The sequence below is a fragment of the Paenibacillus sp. Marseille-Q9583 genome, from assembly GCF_976954365.1.
On the sequence record NZ_CDRJTB010000026.1, the window covers coordinates 14,228 to 40,101 of the forward strand.

Genomic DNA, 25,874 nt, shown 5'->3' on the forward strand with positions numbered 1-25,874 from the left:
AAAGAGACCGTTCCCACAGCTAAATAAACAGCTGAGGAAACAGTCCCGAATTGTGCTACTCATACCCTTAACAGAGCATTATTTTACGCTGTCATACCATTCATTTACTTCTTTAGTGATTTGGTCGCCGCCGCCTGATTTCCAAGTCGCTACGAAGGTATCGAAAGCTTCTAGTGGCTTGTTGCCATAGATGATCTCATTAAACGTTTGGTTCTCGATTTTGTTCAGATAATCCATCTTCGATTTCATAGTTTCAGTAGTAGGACCGGTGAACATATTCTTGAAGGATTTATCCTCTTGTGCCAGCAGAACCTTTGCAGCTGCAGGAGTATCCTTACCATAGTTCACAGCTACATCCTTCTCCAAACGAGTGGTTGGTTCAGCACCATCTGCAAGATTAAGAAGAGCTTTCATTTGGGCATCCGGAATCCGGGCACCGTCACGAACCAGCATATAACGAACGCTGTTCACATAACCACCAGCAATTTTATCATTTTCAATCATCTTACCGTTTGCATCTAGTTCATAGTCATATCCTGCGAAGAGGCCATTATCCAGCTCGCTACCAGGCTTAGGATCAGCGAAGTTATCGAACAGATAGTTTTGATAGGTGAAGAATGCTTCTGGATTTTTCATCTTAGTGCTAATCAGAGTTACACCGTTGGTGAACTGTGTTCCATGACGCATAACTTTACCATCTGGTCCCGCTGGAATTTCAATTGGAGCCCATACCGCATCCGGAGCATTCTTCACAGTATCTTGAAGCGGCCAACCGCTCATCCAGTAAGGTCCTGGGAGAATACCTGCTGTACCCGCCACTGCCGGCTCAGCTGTTTTGTTCTCATCCCAAAGCGCTGCTTCTTGAGGAATGTAACCTTTTGCGAGCCATTCCTTCATTTTTTCCAGCCCTTGCTTCATACCTGCATTTACAGAGCCGTATTCCAACTTACCATCAGCATCAAGATTCCATTGCTGCGGAAGCGTTCCATAAGCACCGAAGATCCAGGAAGGATCGCCCATCCAAGTGTTCATCGATGTCTTAAAGCCGACACTAAGCGGAGTTACCTTGTCTGGTGCCAAGCCATCAGGGTTCTGATTCTTGAATGCATCCATAACTTTTTCTAGCTCATCTATCGTTTTAGGTGCTTGCATATTTAGCTTGTCCAGCCAATCTTGGCGGATCCAAAGAATGTAATCATGGTTGTACGCGTAATCGAGAACAGGCAGACCCATTCTTTTGCCATCACGGCTGTATTGGTTCCATACGTTCGGATCCTGTGCCATGGCTTCTTTCCAAGTAGCTGAAGCGTATTTATCAAACAGTGTTCCCACTTCAGCATACATACCGGAATCGATCAAATCCTGAGCAATCGTGCTATCACCCGTACCGATCGTTACAACATCGGGCATTTCCTGACCAGATGACATCGACAGGCGCAGTTTAGTTCCAAAAGCACCATTCGTATCTGTAATGGACCAAAGTGATTTAATATTGATGCCGAACTTTTCTTTTGTCCACTTCGTAGCTACGTTATTCTCAATGCTTTCCCCGTTCTTGAATTTAAGCTCAGGGTCAACACCCCATACCGTCGTAATGGTTACCTCAGGATCATATTTATCCTTGTAGGCGTTTTCAGAATTAGATGTTGTATTGGTAGTCGTATCACCGGCTGTATTCTTTCCATCAGCAGCATTATTGCTCGAGCAACCTGCGAGACTACCTACCAAAAGCATACTCATACACAGGAGCGGCAGCCATTTTTTTCTCTTCATCGCGCTCATTTTGTTCCCCCTTAGATTCCTTAAGTGTTGGTTATGACTTAATTATAGGGAACGAAGATGATGTCGAATACGTCATTTAAACAAGGTTTCTGCACCTTTCTCAACCTCTCTATCCGTCACGAAATTCATTTGGTGTCATATTGTAATGCTTTTTGAACATTTTACTGAAATATTGGGGATTCTGATATCCGAGTTCGGTAGTGATTTCATAGATTTTTTTATTCGTATTCTTAAGTAAATAAAGTGCACGTTCCATCCGCATGCGGATAATATAGTCTCCGAGCCCTTCCCCTGTCTCTGCCTTATATATTTTAGATAAGTATACGGGGTGCAGATACACATGATCCGCTATCGTCTTGACCGACAGATCATGCCCAGAATGGTTCCCTACCAGCTCATGTACCTGCTTAATAATGTAACTTTTCGTGTTCTGATCACTTTCTGAGACTTCCTTCTGAAGCTTGTTTAGCATATCAAATGCCCAGTCCTTCAGTTTGTCAAAAGAAACAATGATGCTCTGAGTCAACATCGGATCGAACGCATATTGGTCGATTTGTGAGATGAACTGCCCCCCTTTGTGGGCAATGTACATGAATGCATTAGTAATGGACAAAAAGACTTCATACAGATGCTCACTTGAAAAGCGTGCATTCTCCATATCTCGGAACACATCAGCTATCTTCTGGCGGGCTGTATCCCATTGCTTAGATTCCAGCAAATGAATGAGTGTTGGCGGACGATAAAGGCTTTCGAGTGATTTGATGCTCATCATCTCCTGAAGATGACGATCACCCAGATAAAGTACCGAGCCAGTTTCATTATGTGTTGTCAAATACATTGAACTTAAGCCACTTCGATAGGCAGCCGTCATCCCTTCGGGAAAAGCAAACCACTCCGTTACGATAAGCGATATCTCACCCTTCAGGTAGTTACTCACACTAATTCTGAAGTTAGCAATCGCTGACTTAAGGATTTGTTGTCTCGCAGCATCGTAATTATTCGATTTCTCTAACTCTCGCTGGATGACTGGCTTCAGTTCCACAAGCAAAATTAAACAATCATGGGGTGCTTTGCAAAACCAGACATGGAACTGCTCCTTAAAGAGCTCCTCGGCAATATTGCCGATGGCATATTCCATTAGGGAAACCGAATGATGATCCATTGCGGCATAATGTTTACCCAGCTGAATCAATAACATCGCCGCTTCAACATCTGATTCGAAAGAGATTTCATATTCCTTAAGCTTTAATGCAAGTGTCCGCTCAGAGAGCACTCTACCAAGTAGTAACTCATGCATCAAGTTGGCCCGTAAAACACTGTAATCGGCTTTGCGATTATAGAGTAGCAAATGATATTTATCATGTGCCTCCCATTCATCTTTTAGAGACTCAATCGCTCCGGAGATACTATTGATAAATTCCTCATCACTTACTGGCTTCAAAATATAATCAAAAGCCTGTAGCTGAATCGCCTTCTTAGCGTACTGAAAATCAGAATAACCTGTCAGCAGAATCGACCGGATATCCGGCCATCTCTCGCTTACTGTTTCAATTAGTTGCAAACCGGACATTCCAGGCATCGAAATATCAGTAACCATGATATCTATGTCCTGCTGTTCCAATATTTCCAGAGCCTCGGCACCCGATGCCGCCTGATGCACTTGCTTTACGCCAATCTCGTCCCACGGAATCGTGCGGGCCAGACTTTCTGTTACATAAGGCTCATCATCGACTAACAATATCTCTATCATCATATTCCCTCCTAGATGTCATCCATATGATTGTCAGTTAGCGGTAACAACCACTGAAGTTTAACCTGCAATCCTCCGAGTGATGATGGTGCAATCGTCAATCCTGCATCCTCACCAAAACGCAGCCGCATTCTCTGATGCACATTCCAAAGCCCGCAGCCCATTTCTTCATCCATCGCCTTGCCTAGCTTATTTTCCAATACGATAATTTCCTCTGGAGTCATGCCTTTTCCGTCATCCTCAACCGTTAATGTCATCACTCTTCCGTTGCATGTGCCTGTAATTCGCACCAGCCCCTCTTTTGAGACAGGCTCAATCCCATGGATAACCGCATTCTCGACCAAAGGCTGAAGAACCAACGGAGGAAGATCTCTTTTCCGCATTTGCGGCGGGATAAGAACTTCATATTGAAGTCTGCTCATCCTCATTTTTTGGATCTCCAGATAGTGAGTCACAAATTCCGTTTCTTCAGATAAAGCGACAAGATCGCGTTCTTGGCGGGTCGTATATCTGTAATACCGGGATAGATTATGCGACATACCGACGACAGCACCCATATTATCGAGCTTCGCCATACTCGTAATAAATGAGAAACAATTATAGAAGAAATGCGGATTGATCTGGGATTGAAGCTGCTTTAATCTAGCTTCTCGAACATGGATCTTTTCCATTAACACATTCTCAATCAGCTTCTGAATCTGTTCCACCATGCTATTAAACCTTCCGGACAGGAAGCTGAACTCATTCTTACCTTTGATCTCCACCCGAGCAGAGTAGTCTCCTTGCTTCAACCTCTGGAAGCCTCCAACCAATAGTCTAACGGGCACCTGCACCTGAACATATAGTAGATAGGCTACGAGACAGCTCATTAATAACAATGCACCAATAGCAAAATAAAATAAGCGATTGGAGGTTTGAATCGGATGCAGTATTTCTGACAGCGGCATATAGTCGATCAAATACCAGCCCATTTTATCCGAATAGACTATGTTTACACTGTAGGACTCACCATTAATGTTCACTGTACGATTTTCACTTTGCTTCAGCTGCTCTTGCTCCAGCCTTTTTACCAATTCATTAGCTAGTAGCTTGTCAGCACTACGGTTAAAGATAAGTCCAGTACCCTGTTTATAATAAAAAGGATCTCTCCTGCCATCACTTTTGAATTTATCTAGCATATCTTCAATGTTTCGGCTGTCAAACTCCACTTTCATAATCGTATTGACCTTTTCAGGAGTGAACTCTGACATGAAGGGGGTAAAAGAAAACCAAGAGAACACAAAATGGTCGCCATCTTGCTCAACGATCTTTTCTACATGCCAGCCTGACTTAACTTCCCGCTTCAAATCCTCATCCGAATACGGTATAGCATCATTCTCTGACACCATTCGATGGATGGACGGTGAATATAGGTACAACTTACTCTTCCAGTTGGAGGAGCTTTCCTGAATACTGATTTTAGTCTGGATCCGCTTAATCAGATTAATCGCATCCAGGTTCAAATGTGTTCCCTTCAAATAAGTATCCTTCAAGCTCAAAATATCAGGATCATGAATGAGCAGGATCGGCCAGGAGGACAACAGCTCCATATTGCTCTCTACTTGATTCTGAAAAAAACTGAGCTGATTGCTGTTCGAAGTATTTAACTCCGTACGGAGCACATCCGTGGTCGTTTTATTGGAATAGAAATAGAGGATCGTAATAGGAATCAGCATGATGACCATGATACTTACGATTTTGGTAAATAAATTATATCTATACACTTTCCTTCACACTCCGACTCAAATGTCATAGCCTCTATTGTACAAATAATCTTCATTAACGCATAGATAATTTCTCCCCGCAAAATGAGGTAGGCAGGTGATAGCTTGTTCAAGCACTGTTATCGTCCGTCCTCTCTATTGTAAAGGCTTAAATTATTACGCTATATGCTACGTACGAAACATTTCTGCAGTTTTTGCAGTCTAATGTATTGTTGAGACATACAAAAAGGGATGATCCGAAAGCCTCTAGGCATTCCAGTCATCCCTTTATACTTTATTTAGTTCAATCTATACAATCAGAGTCTTTTCAGAGCGTTTGTGCTTTAGATTGTTGACTCGATATGAAAAATAAAGCGGTCCAGATCAACGCGAACCCTATAATTTGCGGTAGGGTGACGAGCTGCTGGAATACGATCCAGTTAATAATTACTCCTGTCATAGGAAAGCTTAGTTCAGCCAATGTAGCGAAGGATGCTTTGGTAGTGCTTAGTCCTTTGTAATACATCAGCATACTGAGTAGTCCTGGCAGCAGAGCCTGCAGCAACAAATTAATGGCTATGGCAGCAGATGCACCAAATCCACCATTAATCTGCCAAGGAGCACCTTCTAATGTGGTGATAACGAAAAGCAACGGCAGCGCCAATATAAATCTTAGGGAAGTCACTGTCTCATATTTCATAGACCCAAGCAGATAACGTCCCATTACTGTTGAGCCACCCCACAATGCGGCCGCTCCTAAGGCCATCAGACTGCTAACACCGATAAAGTTGTTCACATGTCCGAATGGAATACTCCAGCCAAAGGTCAGCAGATAGGTTCCTACCAGTGCCACAATAATAAGGATTCCGAAATTTTTAGGCAGACGTTCTTTAAGAATTAAGGCTGCAAGACCGATAGCGAATATTGGCTGAAGCTTTTGCAGCAACAGCACAGCATTTAAATCCCCACTGGAGAGTGCCATCGTAAATAGAATTGTCGCCCCGGCAGAACCTCCCCAGGAAACAATTAGCAAAGCTCCAATCTGGCGAAATCCAATACCTTTTAGCTCCGCCCGGTGACGCCAAAGAACAGGGGAAGCAGCCAGGAAAAGCACCACATGCTCCAAAAGAACAATTTGCGATGAGGTCAAAGATTTTAAGAGGATAATACGAAAGAGCGGATCAACGCCCCATAGTGCTGCACCGAACACAACGAGCCAAAACCCACTGCGTAACGGCGACGTGCTGCTTACCTTATTAGCTGATGATGAAGCTGTTACATTACTCATAATTCCATTCTCCTTGTCGATACAAACCCTCGATAAGAGACCAAAAACCCCCGAATCACCATAAAAGGTCGACTCGGGGGCATTATCAATAAAGACGTACAGGATAGACTCCTAGCGCCTTTATCTTATGATCCTCTCCCATCCGGACTTTACCGTCGGCTCTGGATTCACACCAGATCAGTCACTTCTCTGCAAGCAGAACAAGTGAGTCGCGGGCTCAGTTCGCTTTGAACATTACCGCCGGTTGGGAATTTCACCCTACCCCGAGAATCTTGTATTCCGTTGTTTTTTTCACAATCTCAGAATAAACCTCTTCTTGCCATTCGTCCAGTACTTTATGAAAATATACATAAAATTTTCATGTGTCACAGCTTTTCTTACATATTTTTTTTCGTTATTGTTCTACTGTCTCATCCACAAAAATCTGTATAATGAAATTATGTTTATTTTTCCATAGTTTAGGAATTTTTCTAAGGAGGTTGTTATGAAAGAATCATTTTGGACGAAGGAGTCATTCTGGACGAAGTTATTGTTCTCCTTTTTTGCTGTCGGAGTCATAGCTTTTTTAGGATTCATAGGTTCGATAATTACCGCGCTTTTCGGGGGACTAATGTTTTATACTCCACTTGTGGCGATTTTATCTGTTGTGATAGCTATTTATGTTGTACTCCTTATATTTAATGTGTTGTCCCGAAAAACAAGCAATATTATATTGCTATCCATCCTCGGACTTAGTGTGCTCGTAACCGCAGGATATGAGATCAAACAAGCATATATCAACAGCATTGCCACGGTCGATGATCGGGAAGTTAATTTGGTACAATACGAACCTTTTGCTGAGAATACCAAAGCAGTGAATTTGGATAAACCTTCTTCATATCATATCGATAACAACTTACCAAAATTGGATGGTGCAACCGCACTATATCCACTGTATTCAGCTTTCGTGCAATCTGCTTATCCTGCGGCAAATTATAATCCATATGATTTTCAAACAAGTCAAGTGATTTGCAGTAGCACACCGGAAGCTTACAAAAGACTAATCGAAGGTGAAACTGATATTATCTTTGTCGCTGCGCCTTCTCTTGCCCAACAGAAACATGCGAAGCGAAAAGGCGTCGAGCTGAAGCTCACACCCATCGGCCGCGAGGCTTTCGTATTTTTTGTGAATAAACGAAACGAAGTAACTGGACTTTCCACCGCCCAGCTTAAAGATATCTACGCAGGCAAGATCACCAATTGGAAAGATGTAGGCGGAGCTAATAACCGTATTCGCGCTTTTCAACGCCCAGAGGATAGTGGGAGCCAGACGATGCTGCAAAAGTTTATGGGAGACACTACACTCATGACACCTCCTAAGGAAGACGTGGCGGATATTATGAGCGGAATTATTAAACAAACCTCCAGTTATCGCAATTATAAAAATGCACTCGGGTACAGCTTCTTATTTTACGCCTCAGAAATGAATCAAAGTGGGGAAATTGCACTACTCGCCATCGATGGTGTTAAGCCCGACAAAGAGAGTATTCGCAGTGGACAGTACCCTTTGGCTACAGAATTTTATGCTGTGACTGCTGGAAGTGACAACCCCAATATTCAGCCCTTTCTAGATTGGATGCAATCTGCTCAAGGTCAGGAATTGGTAGAAAAAACGGGTTATACTTCTTTGCAATAAAATATTGTTAGGGAAAGAGAGCTAACCCAAATGTTTGGGAAAGCTCTCTTTTCGCTTTTTATACCGAAATTTTTCCTTTTTCACTCTAAAAGAGCGCAACTTTTGGAAACTATTGTCGTTTAAGATTTATATAAGCCGAAACTGCATCATAGGAAGAAAAAGTAAGAATTGCTAGAAACCAAGAAACGGGGATGGTAGGGATTGCAGATGAAGAAGTTTGGTTTTTTGGCGTTACTGCTGCTTTTGTTGGTGCTGGTTCATCCAGGAACTGGTTATGCCGGCTCCGCAGAGACACACATCAATCTAGACGGCAATGATCTTAAGATTTCAAAAGAAGCACAAGTTCAAATTGTAAATGGAAGCGTGATGGTTCCACTTCGCCTCGTTACGGAGCAGCTTGGTTATACCGTGAAATGGGATAATGTGACCAAGACTGCAACCATTGAGCAAAAGGGAACGACATTAAAGCTTATCGTGAATAATGCGATGGCAGAGGCTTCAGGGAAACAGGTAAAACTGGACAACCCTCCTTTTCTCAGTGGCAACACGACCCTCGTTCCTTTAAGATTTGTTGGTGAACAGACAGGAACTACTGTCGGTTGGGATAATGTGACCAAAACGGTATACTTAACTTCTCCAGTACCAGAGATTGGCGGAAGCGAACCAGAAATTACGGTTCCAGACACATCTGTACCCGCACCCTCTGATAATGGATCGAATGGTAACACAACAACTGATGGAAACACCTCGACGGCAGCAGTCACAAATCTTAGCTTCATCGATAACAAGCTCATCATCGCGATGAACGGCAGTGTAACACCAAATGTATTCACAATGACAGATAAAGACCGAATTGTCGTAGATTTACCGAATACCAGCTTTGGCGACAGCTTTCATCAGAACCTTTCTGTCGGAAAAAACCAAAGTGGGCAGTTGTCCATTACCGAATATCCTAACGTCTCAACCATTCGTTATTCATTATTCAGTAGTTCTCCCTCTACGATCCGGATCGTGATAGATCTGAACAGTGCGAATAACTACAGTGTAACGAATGCTAACGATGGACTTATTATAGTGGATCTAAATGGGACAAGCACAAGCACCACACCTCCTGCAACCACTGTACCTGAAGTACCGGTCACAACGCCGCCACCTTCTACTGGCAACACAGACAAGAAGATAATCGTTATTGATGCAGGACATGGCGGGAAAGATCCTGGCACTGGAAGTAACCGCAAAGAGAAGGATTTCACCTTGCCAACAGCACTAAAAATTGCAGAATTACTAAAGAAAGAGCCAAATATCGAGGTTGTGCTCACTCGAAGTGATGATACATACCCGACCCTGCAGGACAGATCCAACCTCGCCAATAAGGTAAAAGCAGATTTGTTCATCTCTGTTCATGCCAATAGTATCCCAGTGGGTAGTAAGAGCAATCCTAGTGGTACAGAGACCTATTACACACGTAAAGATAGTTTATTATTCGCGCAAACCGTTCATAAATATCTTACTGTTGCTACAGGTCTTCAGGATCGAGGGGTTCGTCAAGCAAATTATCATGTAACAAGAGAAACTAAAATGCCAGCCATTTTATTAGAATGTGGTTACTTAAGTAATACCAAGGACGAAGCATTACTCTTCACGGTAGATGTTCAGAATAGGATAGCCGAAGCAGTAGTTCTAGGGATTAAGGAATATTTAGGTCGATAGAAAAAAGGGGAGCTTCTTAGCCAATTAGCTAAGAAGCTCCCCTTTCTATTTTATTCTTGTTTGTTATTCCAAACACTCATTCGTTCTCTTAGATCAGAAGTGTGTAGCTCTAACTGAATCCCATCTGGATCGAGAAAGTTGACGGTCCAGCCTACTCCCCTTTTAACAGGTCCTCTAATGATTCGTACTTCGTGGGTACGGAGTACCTGTACAGCCTCCTCGAAATGTTCCTCCGCTATACTAAAAGCAATGTGGTCTATCCCAATTACACTGCCCATTAATTCAGTGTATTCTGGCTTTTCAATGAGGCAAATCCATGCGCTTCCCCATTCCAGATAGGCATCTGTATTCCCTTTGTGTATTAGCTGAAGACCCAAAATACCAGTATAAAAATTCAATGAACGTGATAAATCACTCACATTTACCGTCACATGATTAAATCCTTGGACCTTCATCCCCGTTCATCTCCTCAGCCTTCTCAAACCAGAATAGAGACAATTCTCTTGCGTTTCTCTGAATCGGGATCTTGAGTTACTCGCATCTCTTCATCAAAGATCAGTGTAGGACGTTCTTCCAGATTATACTCAGGCCATGATAGCTCAGATGTAGCTGGGTTTCCTCGATGAGCAAAGGCAATCCATGCCGTATGCATACTTTCAGCCAATTCTTGCATCGCCGGTGTAATTTTCGCACCCAAGCGAGTTACATGAGACAGATTGTTAAAAGCATAGACAATTTCCGCACCATGTACAGCTTTATTTAACAATGGATGGCCAGGGACCGTCCCATCAAAACGATACATCCACACAGGCGCATAGGCCAATTGATTCTCAGCTAAGGATATAGAGGTTCCCCAGAAATATAGATCCGTTAGAATCTCCGCCTGTCCCTCCCATGTAGAAGAATAGTGGCTGGCAACCTCCGCCAGACTTCCAGTTCCCATCATCTGCTCCAGCGCCTTGAGCGATTCATCAAAGTCTGCACCTGGTGTTTCTCCCCTGAAAAATAAATTACCCTCATCTCGATTGGTTCCAATCAACAAAGGAATACCCTGGGCCGACCCTTCTGCCACAGCCTGTGCAGGATATACAGGAAGCGTATCCCCATCAATGACGGGCTGAAATAACATGCCTATTGAACCACCCGTTAATTTAATGGTCATTCTTGTAGCTGCTTCTATAATTTGTTCCGCTGAGAACGTATTAAGTAGGCTTGTATCTCCATCAGGAGAAATGCCTAGTTCAGTAAGTAATGCTACAGCAATATCTTTTCCTTGCTGATTTGGCAAGGTTTGAGCAGCCCCACTTTGCATGATCGCTCCAGCAAATAATCCCTTTGCAGCAGGCATAGCCAGAAGGGCAGCGATACTCATGCTGCCAGCTGATTCTCCAAATACCGTAACTCGCTGAGGGTCGCCTCCAAAAGCGGCAATATTAAGCTTTACCCATTCCAGCGCGGCAATTTGATCCAGCAAGCCTTGATTAGACGCAAATCCATCACCAAGCGAAGACAGATGCATAAAACCAAAAGGTCCCAGTCGATAATTAATCGTCACCAAGATTACATTACCGTTCTTCGCGAAGCTAGTGCCATCAAACTGTGGCTGACTTCCAGCACCAGTCACAAATGTACCCCCGTGGATCCAGAACATTACAGGAAGTGCCTCGCCTTGGGATGAAGGTGACCATACATTTAAATATAAACAATCTTCAGAATGACGAGGTGTTAAGCCACCGAAACGCGTACCTCTCGTATCCGCTGGCTGATGGCTAACTGGACCAAATTCAGAAGCATCTCTAATTCCGCTCCAAGCTTCTGGTGGCTGCGGCGCACGAAATCGAAGCTCTCCAACTGGTGGAGCGGCAAAAGGGATTCCACGCCAAACGTTCACGCCATCCTCCTCTCGTCCTTGAAGCTTACCGTAAGAGGTTACTGCTATCGGTCCTACCATTACATTTCACCCTTCCACATTATTCCTTATTCTCTTCAATCTGCTTATACAACCCGGACTGGAACCGGAACCATTGAAAAATATGTGTAAATACAACCTTGAGCACCGCGTAACCAGGAACTGCAAGGATAATGCCAAGAACGCCAAACATTTTTCCGGCAAAAATAATCACAAAAATGATCGTGATCGGATGAATCTTCAGTGTCTTGCCCATAATCTGCGGAGAGATAAACTTTCCTTCAATCAGCTGTACAGCCGTCCAAACGATGATCATCTTCAGCAGCATAAATGGTGAAGTGACCATCGCCACAATTAAGGCTGGTGTAATAGCAATTGCCGGACCCAAATAGGGAACAACTGCTGTACAAGCAGCGGCAATGGCAAGGACAAGTGAATACTCCAGACCAATAATCAAGTAGCCAATATAGAGCAGCGCACCAATGCAGCAGCTTACTATAATTTGCCCTCGAATATAGGATGATACCTGGGCGTTCATTTCCGACATTACCATCCGAGTCTGCGGCTGCAGCGTGGTAGGTACAAATTTCAAAATGTAATCTGGCAATCTTTTTCCATCACGAAGCAAGTAGAATAGAATAAACGGTGTCGTCACCACCGCCAGCACAATCTCCGTAACGGCTCCGACGAAGCTCCCTACACCTGTTAGCGCATTATTCAGAAAAGAAGTGCCCCAAGCCGTAATTTTACTGGTAATTTCACTTAGGTTGGTTCCTATACTGTCTTGAACTTGACCAAAGAATTCGCTTCCCGTCAGGTTCATAAATCGTTCCTGGATCAAGTCACTATACCTTGGAAAATCGTCAATCAAACCAGATAACTGCGTTCGAAGAATCGGAATCACCATCACCAGAATTAACGTAATAATACCCGCAATTAACAGATAGAGAATGATGATTGCATACACACGTTTCATCCTGAATCTTTTTCCCATTAGGTCTACTAACGGATTAAGCAAGTAATAAGCGATACCGGATAGTAACAATGGTGCAGCCACCGTGTGCAGCAATACAGATATAGGCGTAAAAATAAACGGTATCTTTGAGAACACCAGGATAGTTACCCCAGTTAACAATAAAATAAGTAAGGTTACCACAAATTTATTGTTCAGAAAAAACTTCTTAAACTTCCCCGGCCACACCTGCAGCCTCTCCATCAAACCCTCTCCCCCATGCGCCACCTTATATGAAGTGTTATTTTATTCACTTTTTAATAGCATAGTCAACGTTAGGGGCCCAAGTCAAATTTGATATCTGCAATTCTGCAATCGTAGTACTGTAATTTTCAGTCGCAAGCATCATATATGTATGAAAAGTTTCTTCATGTAATTCACAAAAAGATTCCGCAAACAACTGCGCCGTTTCTGCATAATCATCCACTGTAAACCTCTTAAACATGTCTATTCCCCCTAGATATTCCTTTCATTCAATCATAATCCTCTACTAAGCAAAAAGAAACGAAGTTGCTTTCCTGAAAAGACAAAAAAATACCGCCAGCGCATTGACGGTACTTCAATCATTTCTACTTTGATTTCACTTAGCTGCGAAGCTTCGATCAGTGGACAGCTATTTTTTCTTCTTCCCTTTAGCTCCCTTGTCATTTGCAGCCATCAGCTGACCATCATATGTGTACAGCAGATGATCTTCAAGTCTCTCGCCCTGTAAATGCTTCCTTACTAACGATTTCGCTGATTTAGGTGTGATCTCTTTATACCACACACCTTCAGGATATGCGATCACGACGCAGGAATCTGAACATCTACCATTACAACGGGTTACCGTCGTATGTATAAGACTCTGTGCACCTTGCTTTTCAATCTCATCTTCTATCGCTTCAGCTACCTCTTCACCTTTATGTTTCTTGCAGCTGCTACCATTACATATCAACAAGTGACTTACGGTTCCTTGTAAATTCCAAGTTGTCATGAAATCCCCATTCCTTTCATACCTAAAAATATTCGTTAGCGGATTATTCTAAACACTATCATAAGAGCCAGTATAGTCAATAGAAAGAAAGACTGGTATACTATAATTGAGAATGATTATCATTGAAAAAAGGGAGCGATTTCTACCATGCTCATCCAATCCGGCGGGATGCCACATCAATCCCATCCTTTTTATATGCCTCTTAAGATTAGTAGCCTAACAAGTCTTTCCCACTACGCAACCGATAACATCCCAGCTACAAATTTCTGTATTATGTTTGTTTGGGAAGGTAAAGGTCAGCTTGAGATAGATGGCGAACTTCATAGCCTCGAATCCGGAAGCATCATGACCTTTGCTGCAACTTCAAATTTGAAGTTAGAGACTGGGCAACAGTTACAGGGGATGTGGATAGAGTACACCAGTATGCCCAACCATAGGCAAGAGCATTATTTTCTAAATGGCAGCCCAGCCTTACACCACGCCTCCACACAATTGATCGCACTGTCTGGTGAGCTTTACAGTGCTTGGATAGTACCCGATGATCGGAAACCGTTTAAGGTCCAGCAATTATTCACTCAATTCATCGTGGATCTTCATCATGAACTGGCTGCAAAAAAGGAGACGTCAGGAAGCTGGATTGATAATGTGTTTGAATACATAGAAGCTCATTACAACGAAGATATTACTCGGGAGCAGATGGCTACGTTAGCTGGGGTAAGCCCTGAACACTTCTCACGTACCTTTCGTAAAATTATGGGTCAAACTTTCAGCGCTTATATTACACTGTTAAGAATCCGCAGAGCACAGCAGCGAATCCTCACCAGTTCCCCAAATCTAACAACGCTGGCGCATGAGGTGGGTTATGAAGAAGGAACTTATCTGAGCCGTAAGTTCAAGCAGCTTGTGGGTCTTTCACCTACAGCCTATCAGAATAAGAACAAAAAAATTATTGCTTTAAACTACAATCATACAGCTATCCTACGGGTACTGGAAATTATGCCTCAACTCGGTGTTTATTCGGATTGGCATCGGAGCTTAGAGCAAGTGCCAGCATCCAAACAACTTACGATGAACGAAGGTAACTCTTCCCTTCTATTTGATTCGATAGCTTTAGCAGAGCCGGATGTCATTATCAGCTACAATATTCCTGAGAATAAGATGCTGACTCCAGTTGCTCCGGTCATTGAATTACCCTTTATGCAAATGAGCTGGCGAGAGCAATTTGGTTTGATCGCTGATGTAGTCAACCAGCGACAGCGAGCAGAAGAATGGTTAGGTCATTACGATGGGCTCTGCCATGCTGCCAATAAGAAACTAAACCTTTCGATAGGATCGGAAAGAGGGACAGCTATCGTTTGGGAGCTTAGTTCCCGAGCAGCTTATTGTTTCAGTAGCAGTTACGGTAGGGGGTGTCAGATTTTGTACGGAGATTTTGGATTCAAGCCACCATCCATCATTATGGAGAACGGAATAATGGATTCAGGGTATCTAGTGTCATCAATTGAGGAAATCGGAACCTATCCTGCAGACTATATTATTATCACTAGCATCCCATCATCTTCTGAGGGAAGAAAACGGTTCTCTCGCCTTCTGCGTTCTCGTGATTGGAAGCAGTTAGATGCAGTCCGTAACAATCGGGTATACATCCTGAACCAGGGTGACATGTTCTATGGATTTGATCCGCTGTCTTCTCAAGCACAGCTTAAAGAATTGCTGCGTGTGATGACATCATAAATATGCACAAACGAAGATCATATTCGTCCATAGTAAATAACCAGAGAAGATTGTAAAGTTCTTATTGAGAATGATAGTCAATTACTATAGGAGGAACAACAAATTGCATAATCTACAAAAGAATACTTCGAAACAGAATCATTGGCTTCTATTTCCCTTCATGCTGACGTTAATTCTAGTCCTATCAGCTTGTGGAAATTCCAATACTACGGTGGAGAATACAAGTGGTACTAGTAATACAACAGCAGCAACACAAGCGCCAACCGAAACTAATCAAGAAGCAGAAAGTGCTGAAACCCCTACTGTCAAGACAGTAAGTACCGTAAAAGGTGATATTGAAATCCCTGTTCATCCTAAACGAATTGTCGCTGAGGAATACTTGGGAAGTCTAATAGCTCTTGACACCATTCCTATCGGAGCTCCAGGCTTGACCTTAGAGAATATTTATTATAAGGAGGCTCTTACCGGTGTTACAGACACAGGAGCGTACGGTAAAATGTCACCTGAAAAAATCATCGCACTAAATCCTGACTTGATTATTTCGGGGCAAGCAGAAAGCTATGAAACGCTTAGCAAAATTGCTCCTACCATCATTGTGCCTTACGGGGATTTAAAAGATGCTCATGCAGAATTAACCTATTTCGGAGAACTCCTTGGAAAGGAGCAAGAAGCAAAGAATTGGCTTGCAGATTATGACAAGCGGATAGCCGAAGCTAAAGCAAAAGTGGACAAGGTCCTCCCGGCAGATGCAACCTTCTCCATCATGGAAGACGGTGGAAAATCCATTTGGGTCTATGGCGATAACTTTGGCCGAGGAGGACAGCCCATCTATCAAGCGCTTGGTCGCAAGCCGCCTACAGAAGTAGCAGCGGAGATTATGGAGAAGCAATGGGCGGAAATATCTAAAGAAGCGTTAACTAAGTATGCAGGAGACTATATTATCTTAACCTCAAATAACCTTACAGAAGCTGATTACAAGGCAGATTCATTTTGGGGCAACCTTCCTGCTGTCAAAAATGGACACCTCTATGTTTGGAAAGAAGAACGTTCCTGGTATTATGACCCTATCGCGGTATTAACCCAGACCGAAGAGCTGGCCGATTGGCTAATAAATAATAAATAATACATGAGGAAAAGGGATGTCCGAAGCCATAGCGGCTAAGCGGACATCCCTTCTCACGCTTCAAATTTAACTTATTGTAGGGACTTCAACAACGTGACTATCTCATCCAGCTGCTTGTCCAGCGCATAAGCATCAGAGAGATAATAAGTTTTGAGATCGTAGGTGAACACATGACCCGCCTTAACAGCAGGTAGACTTTGCCAGAAGACACTATCCAGAATGTCCAGCTTGTCCTGCTCTACACCTCGGCTGAAGCCTTGGAATATATAATCTGCTTCTCCTAGATACTCGGGCAGCGTTTCGAGAGAAAGGGAAGCCCAGCCTTCCTTAAAGGCTACCTCTTGGATAAGATTAGGTGCATGCAGCCCCAATCCGTTGTATATAATCTCTCCACCACGCCCATATGACGAACCGTATAGATACAGCTCTTTACCGGCAATTTCAAAGATTGCCACCTTTTTGTCAGCTGCGATCAGATCGGCCAATTCCGCTTTTTTCACTTCCAGCTTCTGATTGAAATCCGCCACCCATTTTACAGCCTGCTGCTCTTTGTTCAAGATTTTCCCGATCTCGATCAATCGTTCCTTATAGTCGTATTTACCCCAAGGAATAAAGACAGTCGGAGCAATCTTGGAGATTTGTTCATAGGTATCTTCCTGATAAGTGATAATCAAATCCGGTTCCAGGCTCGTTATTTTCTCCAGGGACACCGTCATGTCATCGCCCACTACTTCTACACCTGTAAGCGCCTCTTTGAAATATGGATGGTTCAAGACGTTATTCCCAGCTACGGCAACGGGCGTCACCCCCAGCGTCAGAATAGCGAGGATTAAATCCCATCATTCTAGACATCATCTCTCGCGTAATCTCCTTTTGGATGTTCTGGTGAATATAAGAGAGCATTCTGAAATATGAACTATCCGTAATGTCTGCTTCAGTATCAGCCTCTACGACCAGTTGATGCAGCTGATGCAGCAAGGATTGAATTCTATCTGCCTGTGCTTCTAAATTATTGGCAGAAACATCTTCCAATTCGCTAAATAAGCGGGTTATTTTATTCGTCGTACGTACTGGTAAAATCCCATTGACCGGAAAAAATTCACGGCAAAGTCCATAAACCAATTCTTGCTCAGTACTATTGCTTAGCCCATATACCTCATAGGAGATTGCTAGAACAGAGATAACGGTCTCTAATGGAGCATTAATATGATAAGTCGTACCTGCACTTAAAAAAAGAATTTCACCTATTTTAAGAGCTACTGTCTCTCCTTCAATGGTTATTAGAACGGTAGCTTCTATTGGTGTCAGGAAGAGTGGGGACTGGGCCATCTGGAGATTACTGATGTGACCACCGCCGCATTGGCGTTTCCCAGCCTCTTTTAACATATAAATTCTGTAAACCGGGTTATTACTAGATAGCTTCATTCCTGCTCCCTTCCAGATCATCAGGCTATTACACCTTGAAATATAAAGAAGGCGCATAAGGCTTCTCTCCGCTCGAAATGGATAAGAAACCCTATACGCTCAACATTAAAATCAAACCTATTCCTCAAGAATTTACCGCTATTAATGGTCGTCAACGACACCAAGCGCCTTATTCTTCTCTTTGAACCGCTCATTGTGAGAAGACACATAAGCAACTTTAGCCGCAGTTGGGTCTATGAACAGCTTGGCACTATTAAGCGCCAGAACTGCATCGGTGAAAGCACCGGCAATTAAACGTACCTTACTTGTATAATCCACAAAGTCACCAGCTGCAAATATGCCTGGGAGATTGGTCTCCAGCTTATCAGATACGTTCGCACACCATTCGCCCATATCAAGGCCCCACTCTTTTAACGGACCAAAATCGCTCTTAAGACCATGGTTTACGATCACTGCATCCACTTCAAATTGCTCTGTTTCACCTGTCTCTATGTGGTTGATCGTCACCTGATCTATTGTTTCCCCATTACTGCTGTGTAATTGGCTTACTGCATAGGGCACTCGGACATTGACCGAAGATTCCTTCATCTTCACAATATTTTTCTCATGACCCCCAAACTGTTCACGACGGTGCACAATCGTTACACTTGCTGCAATGGACTCCAGTTCATTTGCCCAATCTACTGCAGAGTCTCCTCCGCCGGAGATCAGCACTCTTTTGCCACGGAATGGCTCTAGCTCCTGAACGGTATAATGAAGATTCGTCACCTCATAGCGATCCGCACCTTCGATTTCGAGCTTAGCCATTTGCAGGATTCCGTAGCCAATTGCCAGAATAACGGTTCGTGTCCAGTGTTGTTCCCCGGTAGACGAGGTTAAGATATATGTCCCGTCTTCTTGTCTCACTTGATTCATGATTTGCTGTCCCAGCACAATGGTGGGTTCAAAGGTCTGCGCCTGCTCCTTGAGCTGCCCGATCAGCTGATGACAAAGAGTCGGCGTTACTCCGCCTACGTCCCAGATCATTTTTTCAGGATAAATAAGCATTCTTCCTCCGAGCTCATCCTTCGCTTCAATCAACTTCGTCTTGAGGTCTCTCATTCCACTATAAAAAGCTGTATACATCCCAGCAGGTCCGCCGCCAATAATCGTTACATCGTATAATTCCAGTTGATTGTTCATTATGTCCCTCCAAAAGTATATTCTATTGATGCCCTTAGCTTCTTACGCTCCAAATTGTGCCTCATGTAGTCGACTGTAAATTCCGGTTGTTTGTAACAGTTCTTCATGTCTGCCTTGTTCAGCGATACCACCTTCCGCAACGACAACAATACTGTCGGCATTCTTGATCGTTGCCAATCGATGAGCAATAACAAGCGTCGTACGACCTTGTGACAACTCCGCAAGTGCTTCCTGAATTGCGGACTCCGTCTCGGTATCCAACGCCGATGTGGCTTCGTCTAGAATGAGAATCGTTGGATTCTTCAGGAACATCCGGGCAATGGACAGGCGTTGCTTCTGACCTCCAGAGAGCTTAACGCCCCGCTCCCCGATCATAGTATCCAGCCCAGCAGGCTGGGATTTGATCAGCTCTTCCAGTTGGGCGCGCCGTGCTGCCTCCCAGATTTCTTCATCGGAGGCACCCAAACGCCCGTAAGCTATATTCTCACGGATGGTTCCGTCAAACAGAAATACGTCTTGCTGTACAATCCCGATGTGTGAACGAAGAGATTCAAGCTTCATGGAACGAATATCAATTCCATCAATGCTAATGTTACCCTCACTAACATCATAGAAGCGAGGTAGTAGACTACAAAGCGTTGTCTTACCGGCACCAGATGGACCGACCAGAGCAACGGTCTCTCCTGCTTGAATCGATAGATTCACATTTTGGAGTACGTTCTCTTTATCGCTGTATGCGAAAGCCACATCATAGAAGGTTATATTCCCCTTAAGATCATGAACTGTCTTAGCGTCAATCGCATCATCAACATCCGGCTCCGTCTCCAGCAGTTCGAGATAACGTTTAAAACCTGCAATGCCTTTGGGATAGGTCTCAATGACCGAGTTAATCTGTTGTAATGGTCCTAAAAATACATTGGACAACATCACAAAAGCAATAAATTCACCGTAGGTCATTTGCTTCTGGATTACAAAATATGTTCCGCATACGAGAACAAATAACGAGACCAGTTTCATGAGAATAAAGCTAAAGGATGAATTCCAAGCCATAATTCGATAGGTCATCAGCTTTGTTATACGGAAGCGTTCGTTATTGACCGCAAAACGGGAAATTTCATGATTCTCATTAGCAAAAGCTTGCACAACGCGGATCCCGCTTACATTGTTCTCCACGCGTGCGTTATAGTCAGCAATGTCCGCGAACATGATGTGGAAGGCTTTAGACATTTTCCGGCTGAAGTACATGGATAAATAAATCATAAGCGGAACGATTACAAACGTCAGAATAGCTAATTGCCAATTGATACTGAGCATAATGCCGAACACACCGAGCAGCGTCATTACTGCTATAAAGAGATCCTCTGGCCCGTGGTGGGCAATCTCACCGATGTCCATCAAATCATTTGTCATCCGGGATACTAAATGGCCGGTCTTGTTGTTGTCAAAGAAATTGAAAGATAACTTCTGAACTCGGTCAAAAAGCTTTTTTCTCATATCCGATTCGATATTAATCCCCAGCTTATGCCCCCAGTAAGTAACGACAAAATGCATAAAGGCACTGACAATATATATCCCCAGTAAGCCGAGGCATGAATAGAGTATCCATCTCCAATTGCCGCTTGGCAGCAGATCATCTACTACCCGGTTAACAGCTAACGGAAAGACCAGTTCAAGTAGTGCAGCAGCAATAGCACAAGAAAAATCAAGAATAAACAATCCCTTATAGGGCCTATAGTAAGCAAAAAAACGACGCAACATGTTAATAACTCGCTCCTTCTGGTGAGAGATCAGCCTACTTTCATCAAGATTTCGTACGGGCTAACAAATACAAAAAGTATGGTGCTCCAATCACAGCTACAACGATACCTGTTGGAATCTCAGACGGCTGAAGGATCCAGCGTCCAATGGTATCTGCTGTAATAACGAGCAGTGACCCAAGCAGTGCCGAGGTTGGTAGCATAAGCTGATGCTTCGGTCCAACTAGCCTTCTCGCCAAATGGGGTCCAACTAATCCCACAAAACCAATACCACCGCTGACAGCCACACTCGCCGCTGCTAACCCTACCGCTGCCGCAAGAAGCCGAAATTGTTCCTTCGTCACTGCAGCACCAAGTCCTACAGCGGTCTGCTCCCCTAGATTCAGTACGTTCATCACCCTTGCCTTATAGATGACATAAGGCACCAGAATAAGAATCCACGGTAGGAGTGACAGTACAAACTTCCAGCTTGTTCCCCAAATGCTGCCTGCTAACCAGGTCGCGACGAATTGGTATTTTTCTGGATCAAGCCTTAGCGTAAGCACGATCATAGCTGCACTCATCCCAGCTGCGACTGCTACACCAGTCAACAGTAGACGCATAGGCGATATTCCTTGGTGCCGTTTATAAGCTAGAGCATAGATTAAAGCAGCTGTAAGCCCCGCACCGACGAACGCTACCATTGGCAACAGATACACCGGAGCCGCGGTTGCCGTAGGGTAAAAAGAGATTAACAACATAACCATTATTCCTGCACCAGCATTAATCCCTAAGATACCAGGGTCCGCTAACGCATTACGAAAGACGCCCTGCATCACAGCACCGGATACAGCCAGACCTGCCCCAATTAGAACGGAAATCACAATACGTGGCAGCCGAAACTGAAACAAGATTAACTCCTGCTTGTCGGTTCCTTTACCGAACAATGTATTAATCAACTCCATAGGAGTCAAACGTATGTAACCTGTATTCATACTAATAATAAAAGCAATCACAATTAGTACAGCCAACGAAATCATGATAATTAAGCCCCGTTTGTTTTTGGCGGCTTCGAAGGAACCGAATGTCGTCTTTTCCATCATTACAGCTCCCTCCTTTCTTTACGTGCAAGATAAAGGAAGAAAGGTACACCAATCAGTGCAATAATAGCGCCAAGTGGCGTTTCATTAGGTGGATTAATCATCCGTGCAGTTAAATCTGCAAATACAGCAAGTAAACTGCCCAGGATCGCTGAACAAGGAATGATCCATCTGTAATCGACACCCACAAAAAATCGTGTCAAATGCGGAATAATAAGTCCAATGAAACCAACTGCACCAACTACAGCAACCGATGATCCAGCCAAAATCAATACGATTAAAGCACCTGCCAACTTCACAAGCCCTGTACGCTGGCCTAGACCTTTCGCAACATCGTCACCTAAACTGAGCATCGTGATCGATCGAGAGATTACCATTGCACCAATTAAAGCGGCCCCTATCCAAGGGAACATGATTTTGAGTTGGATCCATTTCGTTCCAGCCACGCCTCCCGCATACCAGAAAGCTAAATCTTGACCGATGTGAAAATATAAAGCTACCCCTTCACTCAGCGCCGACAAAAGCGCACTAAAAGCAGCACCGGCCAGCACCAAACGAGCAGGAGTTAATCCTCCCTTAGCAAGTGATCCTATTCCGTATACAACGCCCGCGCCTACGCCGGCACCCACGAAAGAATATAGAATCAAATACATAAACGATAAATTTGGAAAAAAAGCAAAACAAAGTGCAAGCGCAAATCCTGCGCCTGAGTTGATACCCATCAGACCTGAATCAGCCAATGGATTTCGCGTCATCCCTTGCATAATGGCACCTGCAACTGCAAAGCTAGCCCCTATCATTGCTCCGCCAAGTACACGAGGTAATCTTAATTCTCTAATAATCTGATGATCCATGATCTCCGGATCAAAGTGAAACACAGCTGACCATACCACAGACAGCTTAATATCTGCTGCACCGAAGGAGACGGAAACAGCGATTCCTAATAATAATAGCGCCAGACCGCCGACCAAGATTAATGTTGCCGCCCAAGGACGTGAACGAAATTCTCGTTTAACGACTCCTTTATCGACTCCTATCCTGGTAGTTATCTGTTGATTCATGAATGCCACCCTATTTCTGTGAAATTGATTCTCATTATCATTAGACTATTGTAAATTACATTTCCTAGGTTTGGCAATAGATAGATTTAATTGGTACCATTTAATTTATTGCATTGACAGAAATTCTAAGCTTTGATACAGTTCAAATTGAAAATAATGTTGATAATGATTCTCATTATTATTATTCGGTACATATACTTAGGGAGGTTTACCATGCTAAAAAGAAAGACCCTATTCCCCATCCTGGCACTCGTAATGTTATTGTCTGTATTTGTGACGGCTTGCGGGGGAAACAACAATGCTTCAGCTACCGAAATGCGCAGCTATGAAACTACTAAAGGTACTGTTCAAATCCCAGTTAAACCTCAGCGGATCGTTACAGATTATTATGGCGGGGAATTACTCTCCGTTGGAGCTAACGTCATAGGCGTTGAACCTAGTACTTTTGATAACCCCTTCTTGATAGACCTGCTCAAAAATACACAAGATGTTGGTGCTCCAGTCAACGCTGAGAAAGCACTAGAACTTGCACCTGATCTAATTGTAGTTATGTACGATGACAACTATGATGCTTTATCCAAGATCGCTCCAACCATTCACATTCCATACGGAACTGCTACGAACATCTATGAAACCGTAAAACTGTTTGGAGATATCGTAGGAGCACCTGATAAAGCTGAGCAATTCATTGCTGACTTTGAGAAGAAAGCTGCTGAAGGCCGTGAAAAGCTTAAAGGTGTCGTGAATGAAAATGATACATTCGGAATATATGAGCTGACTGACAAAGGTGAGCTATGGACCTTCGGTAACAATGCGGGCCGTGGTGGACAAGCCCTCTATAATGCACTTAAGCTGAAAATGCCTACTAAGAACAGCAATGACAACCAAACACTGCAGCTATCCATGGAGCTATTGCCAGAATATGCAGCAGATTACATGTTCCTAACTACTTATGATCCTGATAAAAAAGGTGATAAGCTGAAAGAGCTGAAGGAATCACCCGTTTGGAACGGACTTGCTGCTGCGAAGAACGATCATCTGTTCTACAACGATTTTGATACTTTCTATCGCTATGATCCTATTGCCATTACCGCACAAATCGATCTGTTCGTTGATATGATTCTTGAGCGCAACGGTAAGAAATAAGAATAAACACATAAAGAAACACCCCACTTATGCACTCTAAATGTGACTCACAAAAAGATTACTTTGAAAAAAGTGATCTTCTTGTGGGTCTTTTTTCATCTATACTGAGCCATAAAGCTATATTGACAAATTTTACAAATGAATTTATAATTCGATTCAACTACATATTTAAGTACACAGCGTGTTACCATTCCATGGGCAATAGCTGAGAAGGATATCCTTTTCTGCTATTGCCTATTTTATTATTAATTATTGGAGGGATTACCATGACAAAACGTATATTAGACTGTAACGCTTCAGATTTTGTAGAAATGAAAAAAAAAGATATATTAGATTCTATTGTTGCTAGTGAAGGTAGAGTCTTAGTATCTGAGATCATTGGACTGTATAATCCTACACTTCATGCCATTAGTAATGCGGAACTCGCTTCAGCCTTTGGTGCAGATATTTTACTGTTAAATATGTTCGATGTGTATGAGCCTATATTTAATGGAATCCCAAATGTTGAAAAACAAAATATCATTAAAGAGATTAAAAGATTGACTGGAAGGTTGATAGGGATTAATTTAGAGCCGGTAGATCATGATCAAGAGATTATAGGTGGATTCACAGCGATATCACAAGGGAGACTTGCTACTGCGGATACGGCTAAAACAGCTTATGAACTAGGAGCAGATATGATTATTTTAACCGGTAATCCTGGCACGGGAGTTTCTAATAAGGCTATTACAAGTTCCTTGAAAGGGATAACTGCTATTTTGGGAAATGAAATAATTCTGGTTGCTGGCAAAATGCATGCATCTGGATCACTCAAGGAAGCGGGTGAAAATATTATTACCAAAGCTGATATCCAGGAATTTGTTGAAGCAGGTGCCAATATTATATTAATGCCTGCACCAGGAACAGTTCCAGGTATTACCATGGAGTATATTAAAGAATTAGTTACATATGCACATAGTCTTGGAGCTTTAACCCTGACGGCCATAGGCACCTCTCAAGAAGACGCTGACTCTGATACGATAAAACAAATCGCCCTCATGTGCAAAATGACTGGAACAGACATGCATCATATTGGCGATGCAGGTTATAAAACGGCTAATCCTGAGAATATTATGGATTATAGCATTGCTATTAGAGGGAAAAGGCACACTTACATTAGAATGGCCCGATCCATCAATAGATAATTTAAGCGCAACGGTAAGAAATAAGAATAGCACATAAAGAAACACCCCACTTATTAGGCATCGCCTACAGTGGGGTGTTTTGGTTATACATAAGAAGTTTCTGTTAATTTTATATCATCTAGTATATTCATTATACTCATCGGTGTTATTTAATTTTTTGTACATATACTCATCATTTTTAAGCTTATAGAGCTGCCCCATCCCCGCAAATACGAAAAACAGCACCAAAATTAATCCATACGCATAGGTGAATTCACCAATATAAAAGCAAGTGACTATCGCAACAAGGGTCAAGATCATTAATGCGACTGCAATTCTGGAAAAAATCTTTTTCAAATGGAA

The 25,874-nt window shown here is 43.1% G+C and carries 22 protein-coding genes and 1 riboswitch; of the genes, 6 read left to right on the forward strand and 16 right to left on the reverse strand.

Annotated elements, in window-relative coordinates; all coding sequences use genetic code 11:
• Positions 1-78: 78 nt before the first annotated feature.
• The 4 genes from ACWNM1_RS13925 to ACWNM1_RS13940 all read right to left on the reverse strand — a co-directional run bounded on the left by ACWNM1_RS13925 (position 79) and on the right by ACWNM1_RS13940 (position 6,562).
• The gene (locus ACWNM1_RS13925) at positions 79-1,782 is read right to left on the reverse strand and encodes a sugar ABC transporter (protein ID WP_449601378.1); all 1,704 of its coding nucleotides are present in this window, start codon (positions 1,780-1,782) and stop codon (positions 79-81) included.
• A gap of 109 nt (positions 1,783-1,891) precedes the next feature.
• Positions 1,892-3,532, reverse strand: a complete 1,641-nt coding sequence (locus tag ACWNM1_RS13930; protein WP_449601418.1) for a response regulator transcription factor — start codon at positions 3,530-3,532, stop codon at positions 1,892-1,894.
• A gap of 11 nt (positions 3,533-3,543) precedes the next feature.
• Positions 3,544-5,295 (reverse strand): sensor histidine kinase, encoded by a 1,752-nt coding sequence (locus ACWNM1_RS13935; protein ID WP_449601379.1) that lies wholly within the window; start codon positions 5,293-5,295, stop codon positions 3,544-3,546.
• A 307-nt stretch (positions 5,296-5,602) separates the two neighbouring features.
• Positions 5,603-6,562 (reverse strand): DMT family transporter, encoded by a 960-nt coding sequence (locus ACWNM1_RS13940; protein ID WP_076299551.1) that lies wholly within the window; start codon positions 6,560-6,562, stop codon positions 5,603-5,605.
• A 126-nt stretch (positions 6,563-6,688) separates the two neighbouring features.
• Positions 6,689-6,837: riboswitch (FMN riboswitch) on the reverse strand.
• Between the two features lie 209 nt (positions 6,838-7,046).
• Between ACWNM1_RS13940 and ACWNM1_RS13945 the strand changes: the two genes are divergently transcribed.
• Positions 7,047-8,237: a substrate-binding domain-containing protein gene (locus ACWNM1_RS13945; RefSeq protein WP_449601381.1), complete on the forward strand. Its 1,191-nt coding sequence runs from the start codon at positions 7,047-7,049 to the stop codon at positions 8,235-8,237.
• 207 nt (positions 8,238-8,444) lie between these two features.
• On the forward strand, positions 8,445-9,947 hold the full coding sequence (locus tag ACWNM1_RS13950; RefSeq protein ID WP_449601419.1) for an N-acetylmuramoyl-L-alanine amidase: 1,503 nt from the start codon (positions 8,445-8,447) through the stop codon (positions 9,945-9,947).
• 50 nt (positions 9,948-9,997) lie between these two features.
• Here the strand turns inward: ACWNM1_RS13950 and ACWNM1_RS13955 are convergent, their stop codons facing one another.
• From ACWNM1_RS13955 to ACWNM1_RS13975, 5 genes are all read right to left on the reverse strand, one after another.
• Complete coding sequence (locus ACWNM1_RS13955; RefSeq protein WP_449601382.1) at positions 9,998-10,402, reverse strand: VOC family protein; 405 nt, start codon at positions 10,400-10,402, stop codon at positions 9,998-10,000.
• Positions 10,403-10,425: 23 nt separating this feature from the next.
• Positions 10,426-11,898 (reverse strand): carboxylesterase/lipase family protein, encoded by a 1,473-nt coding sequence (locus ACWNM1_RS13960; RefSeq protein ID WP_449601383.1) that lies wholly within the window; start codon positions 11,896-11,898, stop codon positions 10,426-10,428.
• Between the two features lie 19 nt (positions 11,899-11,917).
• Entirely contained in the window at positions 11,918-13,072 is a 1,155-nt protein-coding gene (locus tag ACWNM1_RS13965) for an AI-2E family transporter (RefSeq protein WP_449601384.1), read from the reverse strand.
• A gap of 46 nt (positions 13,073-13,118) precedes the next feature.
• Positions 13,119-13,313 (reverse strand): hypothetical protein, encoded by a 195-nt coding sequence (locus ACWNM1_RS13970; protein ID WP_449601385.1) that lies wholly within the window; start codon positions 13,311-13,313, stop codon positions 13,119-13,121.
• A 168-nt stretch (positions 13,314-13,481) separates the two neighbouring features.
• A complete protein-coding gene (locus ACWNM1_RS13975) occupies positions 13,482-13,841 on the reverse strand; it encodes a (2Fe-2S) ferredoxin domain-containing protein (RefSeq protein ID WP_042190321.1) in 360 nt (119 codons plus the stop codon).
• A 147-nt stretch (positions 13,842-13,988) separates the two neighbouring features.
• Between ACWNM1_RS13975 and ACWNM1_RS13980 the strand changes: the two genes are divergently transcribed.
• Together ACWNM1_RS13980 and ACWNM1_RS13985 are read left to right on the forward strand one after the other, a co-directional pair.
• On the forward strand, positions 13,989-15,575 hold the full coding sequence (locus ACWNM1_RS13980; protein WP_449601386.1) for a helix-turn-helix domain-containing protein: 1,587 nt from the start codon (positions 13,989-13,991) through the stop codon (positions 15,573-15,575).
• Positions 15,576-15,678: 103 nt separating this feature from the next.
• Positions 15,679-16,698 (forward strand): ABC transporter substrate-binding protein, encoded by a 1,020-nt coding sequence (locus ACWNM1_RS13985; protein WP_449601387.1) that lies wholly within the window; start codon positions 15,679-15,681, stop codon positions 16,696-16,698.
• Between the two features lie 71 nt (positions 16,699-16,769).
• Here ACWNM1_RS13985 and ACWNM1_RS13990 read toward each other — a convergent pair whose 3' ends face one another.
• The 6 genes from ACWNM1_RS13990 to ACWNM1_RS14015 form a co-directional block, all read right to left on the reverse strand.
• Entirely contained in the window at positions 16,770-17,471 is a 702-nt protein-coding gene (locus ACWNM1_RS13990; RefSeq protein ID WP_449601388.1) for an ABC transporter substrate-binding protein, read from the reverse strand.
• Between the two features lie 4 nt (positions 17,472-17,475).
• Positions 17,476-18,144 carry a hypothetical protein gene (locus ACWNM1_RS13995; protein WP_449601389.1) on the reverse strand — a complete coding sequence of 223 codons (669 nt, stop codon included), beginning with the start codon at positions 18,142-18,144 and terminating at the stop codon, positions 17,476-17,478.
• Between the two features lie 120 nt (positions 18,145-18,264).
• Positions 18,265-19,305 carry an NAD(P)/FAD-dependent oxidoreductase gene (locus ACWNM1_RS14000; RefSeq protein WP_449601390.1) on the reverse strand — a complete coding sequence of 347 codons (1,041 nt, stop codon included), beginning with the start codon at positions 19,303-19,305 and terminating at the stop codon, positions 18,265-18,267.
• Between the two features lie 42 nt (positions 19,306-19,347).
• A complete protein-coding gene (locus ACWNM1_RS14005) occupies positions 19,348-21,063 on the reverse strand; it encodes an ABC transporter ATP-binding protein (RefSeq protein ID WP_449601391.1) in 1,716 nt (571 codons plus the stop codon).
• Positions 21,064-21,106: 43 nt separating this feature from the next.
• Positions 21,107-22,141: a FecCD family ABC transporter permease gene (locus ACWNM1_RS14010; RefSeq protein WP_042194295.1), complete on the reverse strand. Its 1,035-nt coding sequence runs from the start codon at positions 22,139-22,141 to the stop codon at positions 21,107-21,109.
• A 2-nt stretch (positions 22,142-22,143) separates the two neighbouring features.
• Complete coding sequence (locus ACWNM1_RS14015) at positions 22,144-23,202, reverse strand: FecCD family ABC transporter permease (RefSeq protein WP_076284524.1); 1,059 nt, start codon at positions 23,200-23,202, stop codon at positions 22,144-22,146.
• A 213-nt stretch (positions 23,203-23,415) separates the two neighbouring features.
• Here ACWNM1_RS14015 and ACWNM1_RS14020 point away from each other — a divergent pair, with 213 nt between their 5' ends.
• Complete coding sequence (locus ACWNM1_RS14020) at positions 23,416-24,348, forward strand: ABC transporter substrate-binding protein (RefSeq protein WP_449601392.1); 933 nt, start codon at positions 23,416-23,418, stop codon at positions 24,346-24,348.
• A gap of 266 nt (positions 24,349-24,614) precedes the next feature.
• Positions 24,615-25,532: a DUF7916 family protein gene (locus ACWNM1_RS14025; protein ID WP_449601393.1), complete on the forward strand. Its 918-nt coding sequence runs from the start codon at positions 24,615-24,617 to the stop codon at positions 25,530-25,532.
• A 114-nt stretch (positions 25,533-25,646) separates the two neighbouring features.
• Here ACWNM1_RS14025 and ACWNM1_RS14030 read toward each other — a convergent pair whose 3' ends face one another.
• Positions 25,647-25,868, reverse strand: coding sequence for a hypothetical protein (locus ACWNM1_RS14030; RefSeq protein WP_042190339.1), 222 nt, complete (start codon positions 25,866-25,868; stop codon positions 25,647-25,649).
• Between the last annotated feature and the right edge of the window lie 6 nt (positions 25,869-25,874).

Coding starts and splice junctions, on each gene's coding strand:
- ACWNM1_RS14005 (WP_449601391.1), bottom strand. CDS start 21,063: ATGTTGCGTCGTTTTTTTGCTTACTATAGGCCCTATAAGGGATTGTTT.
- ACWNM1_RS14015 (WP_076284524.1), bottom strand. CDS start 23,202: ATGAATCAACAGATAACTACCAGGATAGGAGTCGATAAAGGAGTCGTT.
- ACWNM1_RS14000 (WP_449601390.1), bottom strand. CDS start 19,305: ATGAACAATCAACTGGAATTATACGATGTAACGATTATTGGCGGCGGA.
- ACWNM1_RS13950 (WP_449601419.1), top strand. CDS start 8,445: ATGAAGAAGTTTGGTTTTTTGGCGTTACTGCTGCTTTTGTTGGTGCTG.
- ACWNM1_RS14025 (WP_449601393.1), top strand. CDS start 24,615: ATGACAAAACGTATATTAGACTGTAACGCTTCAGATTTTGTAGAAATG.
- ACWNM1_RS14020 (WP_449601392.1), top strand. CDS start 23,416: ATGCTAAAAAGAAAGACCCTATTCCCCATCCTGGCACTCGTAATGTTA.
- ACWNM1_RS13995 (WP_449601389.1), bottom strand. CDS start 18,144: ATGATCTGGAAGGGAGCAGGAATGAAGCTATCTAGTAATAACCCGGTT.
- ACWNM1_RS13975 (WP_042190321.1), bottom strand. CDS start 13,841: ATGACAACTTGGAATTTACAAGGAACCGTAAGTCACTTGTTGATATGT.
- ACWNM1_RS14010 (WP_042194295.1), bottom strand. CDS start 22,141: ATGGAAAAGACGACATTCGGTTCCTTCGAAGCCGCCAAAAACAAACGG.
- ACWNM1_RS13930 (WP_449601418.1), bottom strand. CDS start 3,532: ATGATAGAGATATTGTTAGTCGATGATGAGCCTTATGTAACAGAAAGT.
- ACWNM1_RS13940 (WP_076299551.1), bottom strand. CDS start 6,562: ATGAGTAATGTAACAGCTTCATCATCAGCTAATAAGGTAAGCAGCACG.
- ACWNM1_RS13925 (WP_449601378.1), bottom strand. CDS start 1,782: ATGAGCGCGATGAAGAGAAAAAAATGGCTGCCGCTCCTGTGTATGAGT.
- ACWNM1_RS13980 (WP_449601386.1), top strand. CDS start 13,989: ATGCTCATCCAATCCGGCGGGATGCCACATCAATCCCATCCTTTTTAT.
- ACWNM1_RS13970 (WP_449601385.1), bottom strand. CDS start 13,313: ATGTTTAAGAGGTTTACAGTGGATGATTATGCAGAAACGGCGCAGTTG.
- ACWNM1_RS13945 (WP_449601381.1), top strand. CDS start 7,047: ATGAAAGAATCATTTTGGACGAAGGAGTCATTCTGGACGAAGTTATTG.
- ACWNM1_RS13955 (WP_449601382.1), bottom strand. CDS start 10,402: ATGAAGGTCCAAGGATTTAATCATGTGACGGTAAATGTGAGTGATTTA.
- ACWNM1_RS13965 (WP_449601384.1), bottom strand. CDS start 13,072: ATGGAGAGGCTGCAGGTGTGGCCGGGGAAGTTTAAGAAGTTTTTTCTG.
- ACWNM1_RS13960 (WP_449601383.1), bottom strand. CDS start 11,898: ATGGTAGGACCGATAGCAGTAACCTCTTACGGTAAGCTTCAAGGACGA.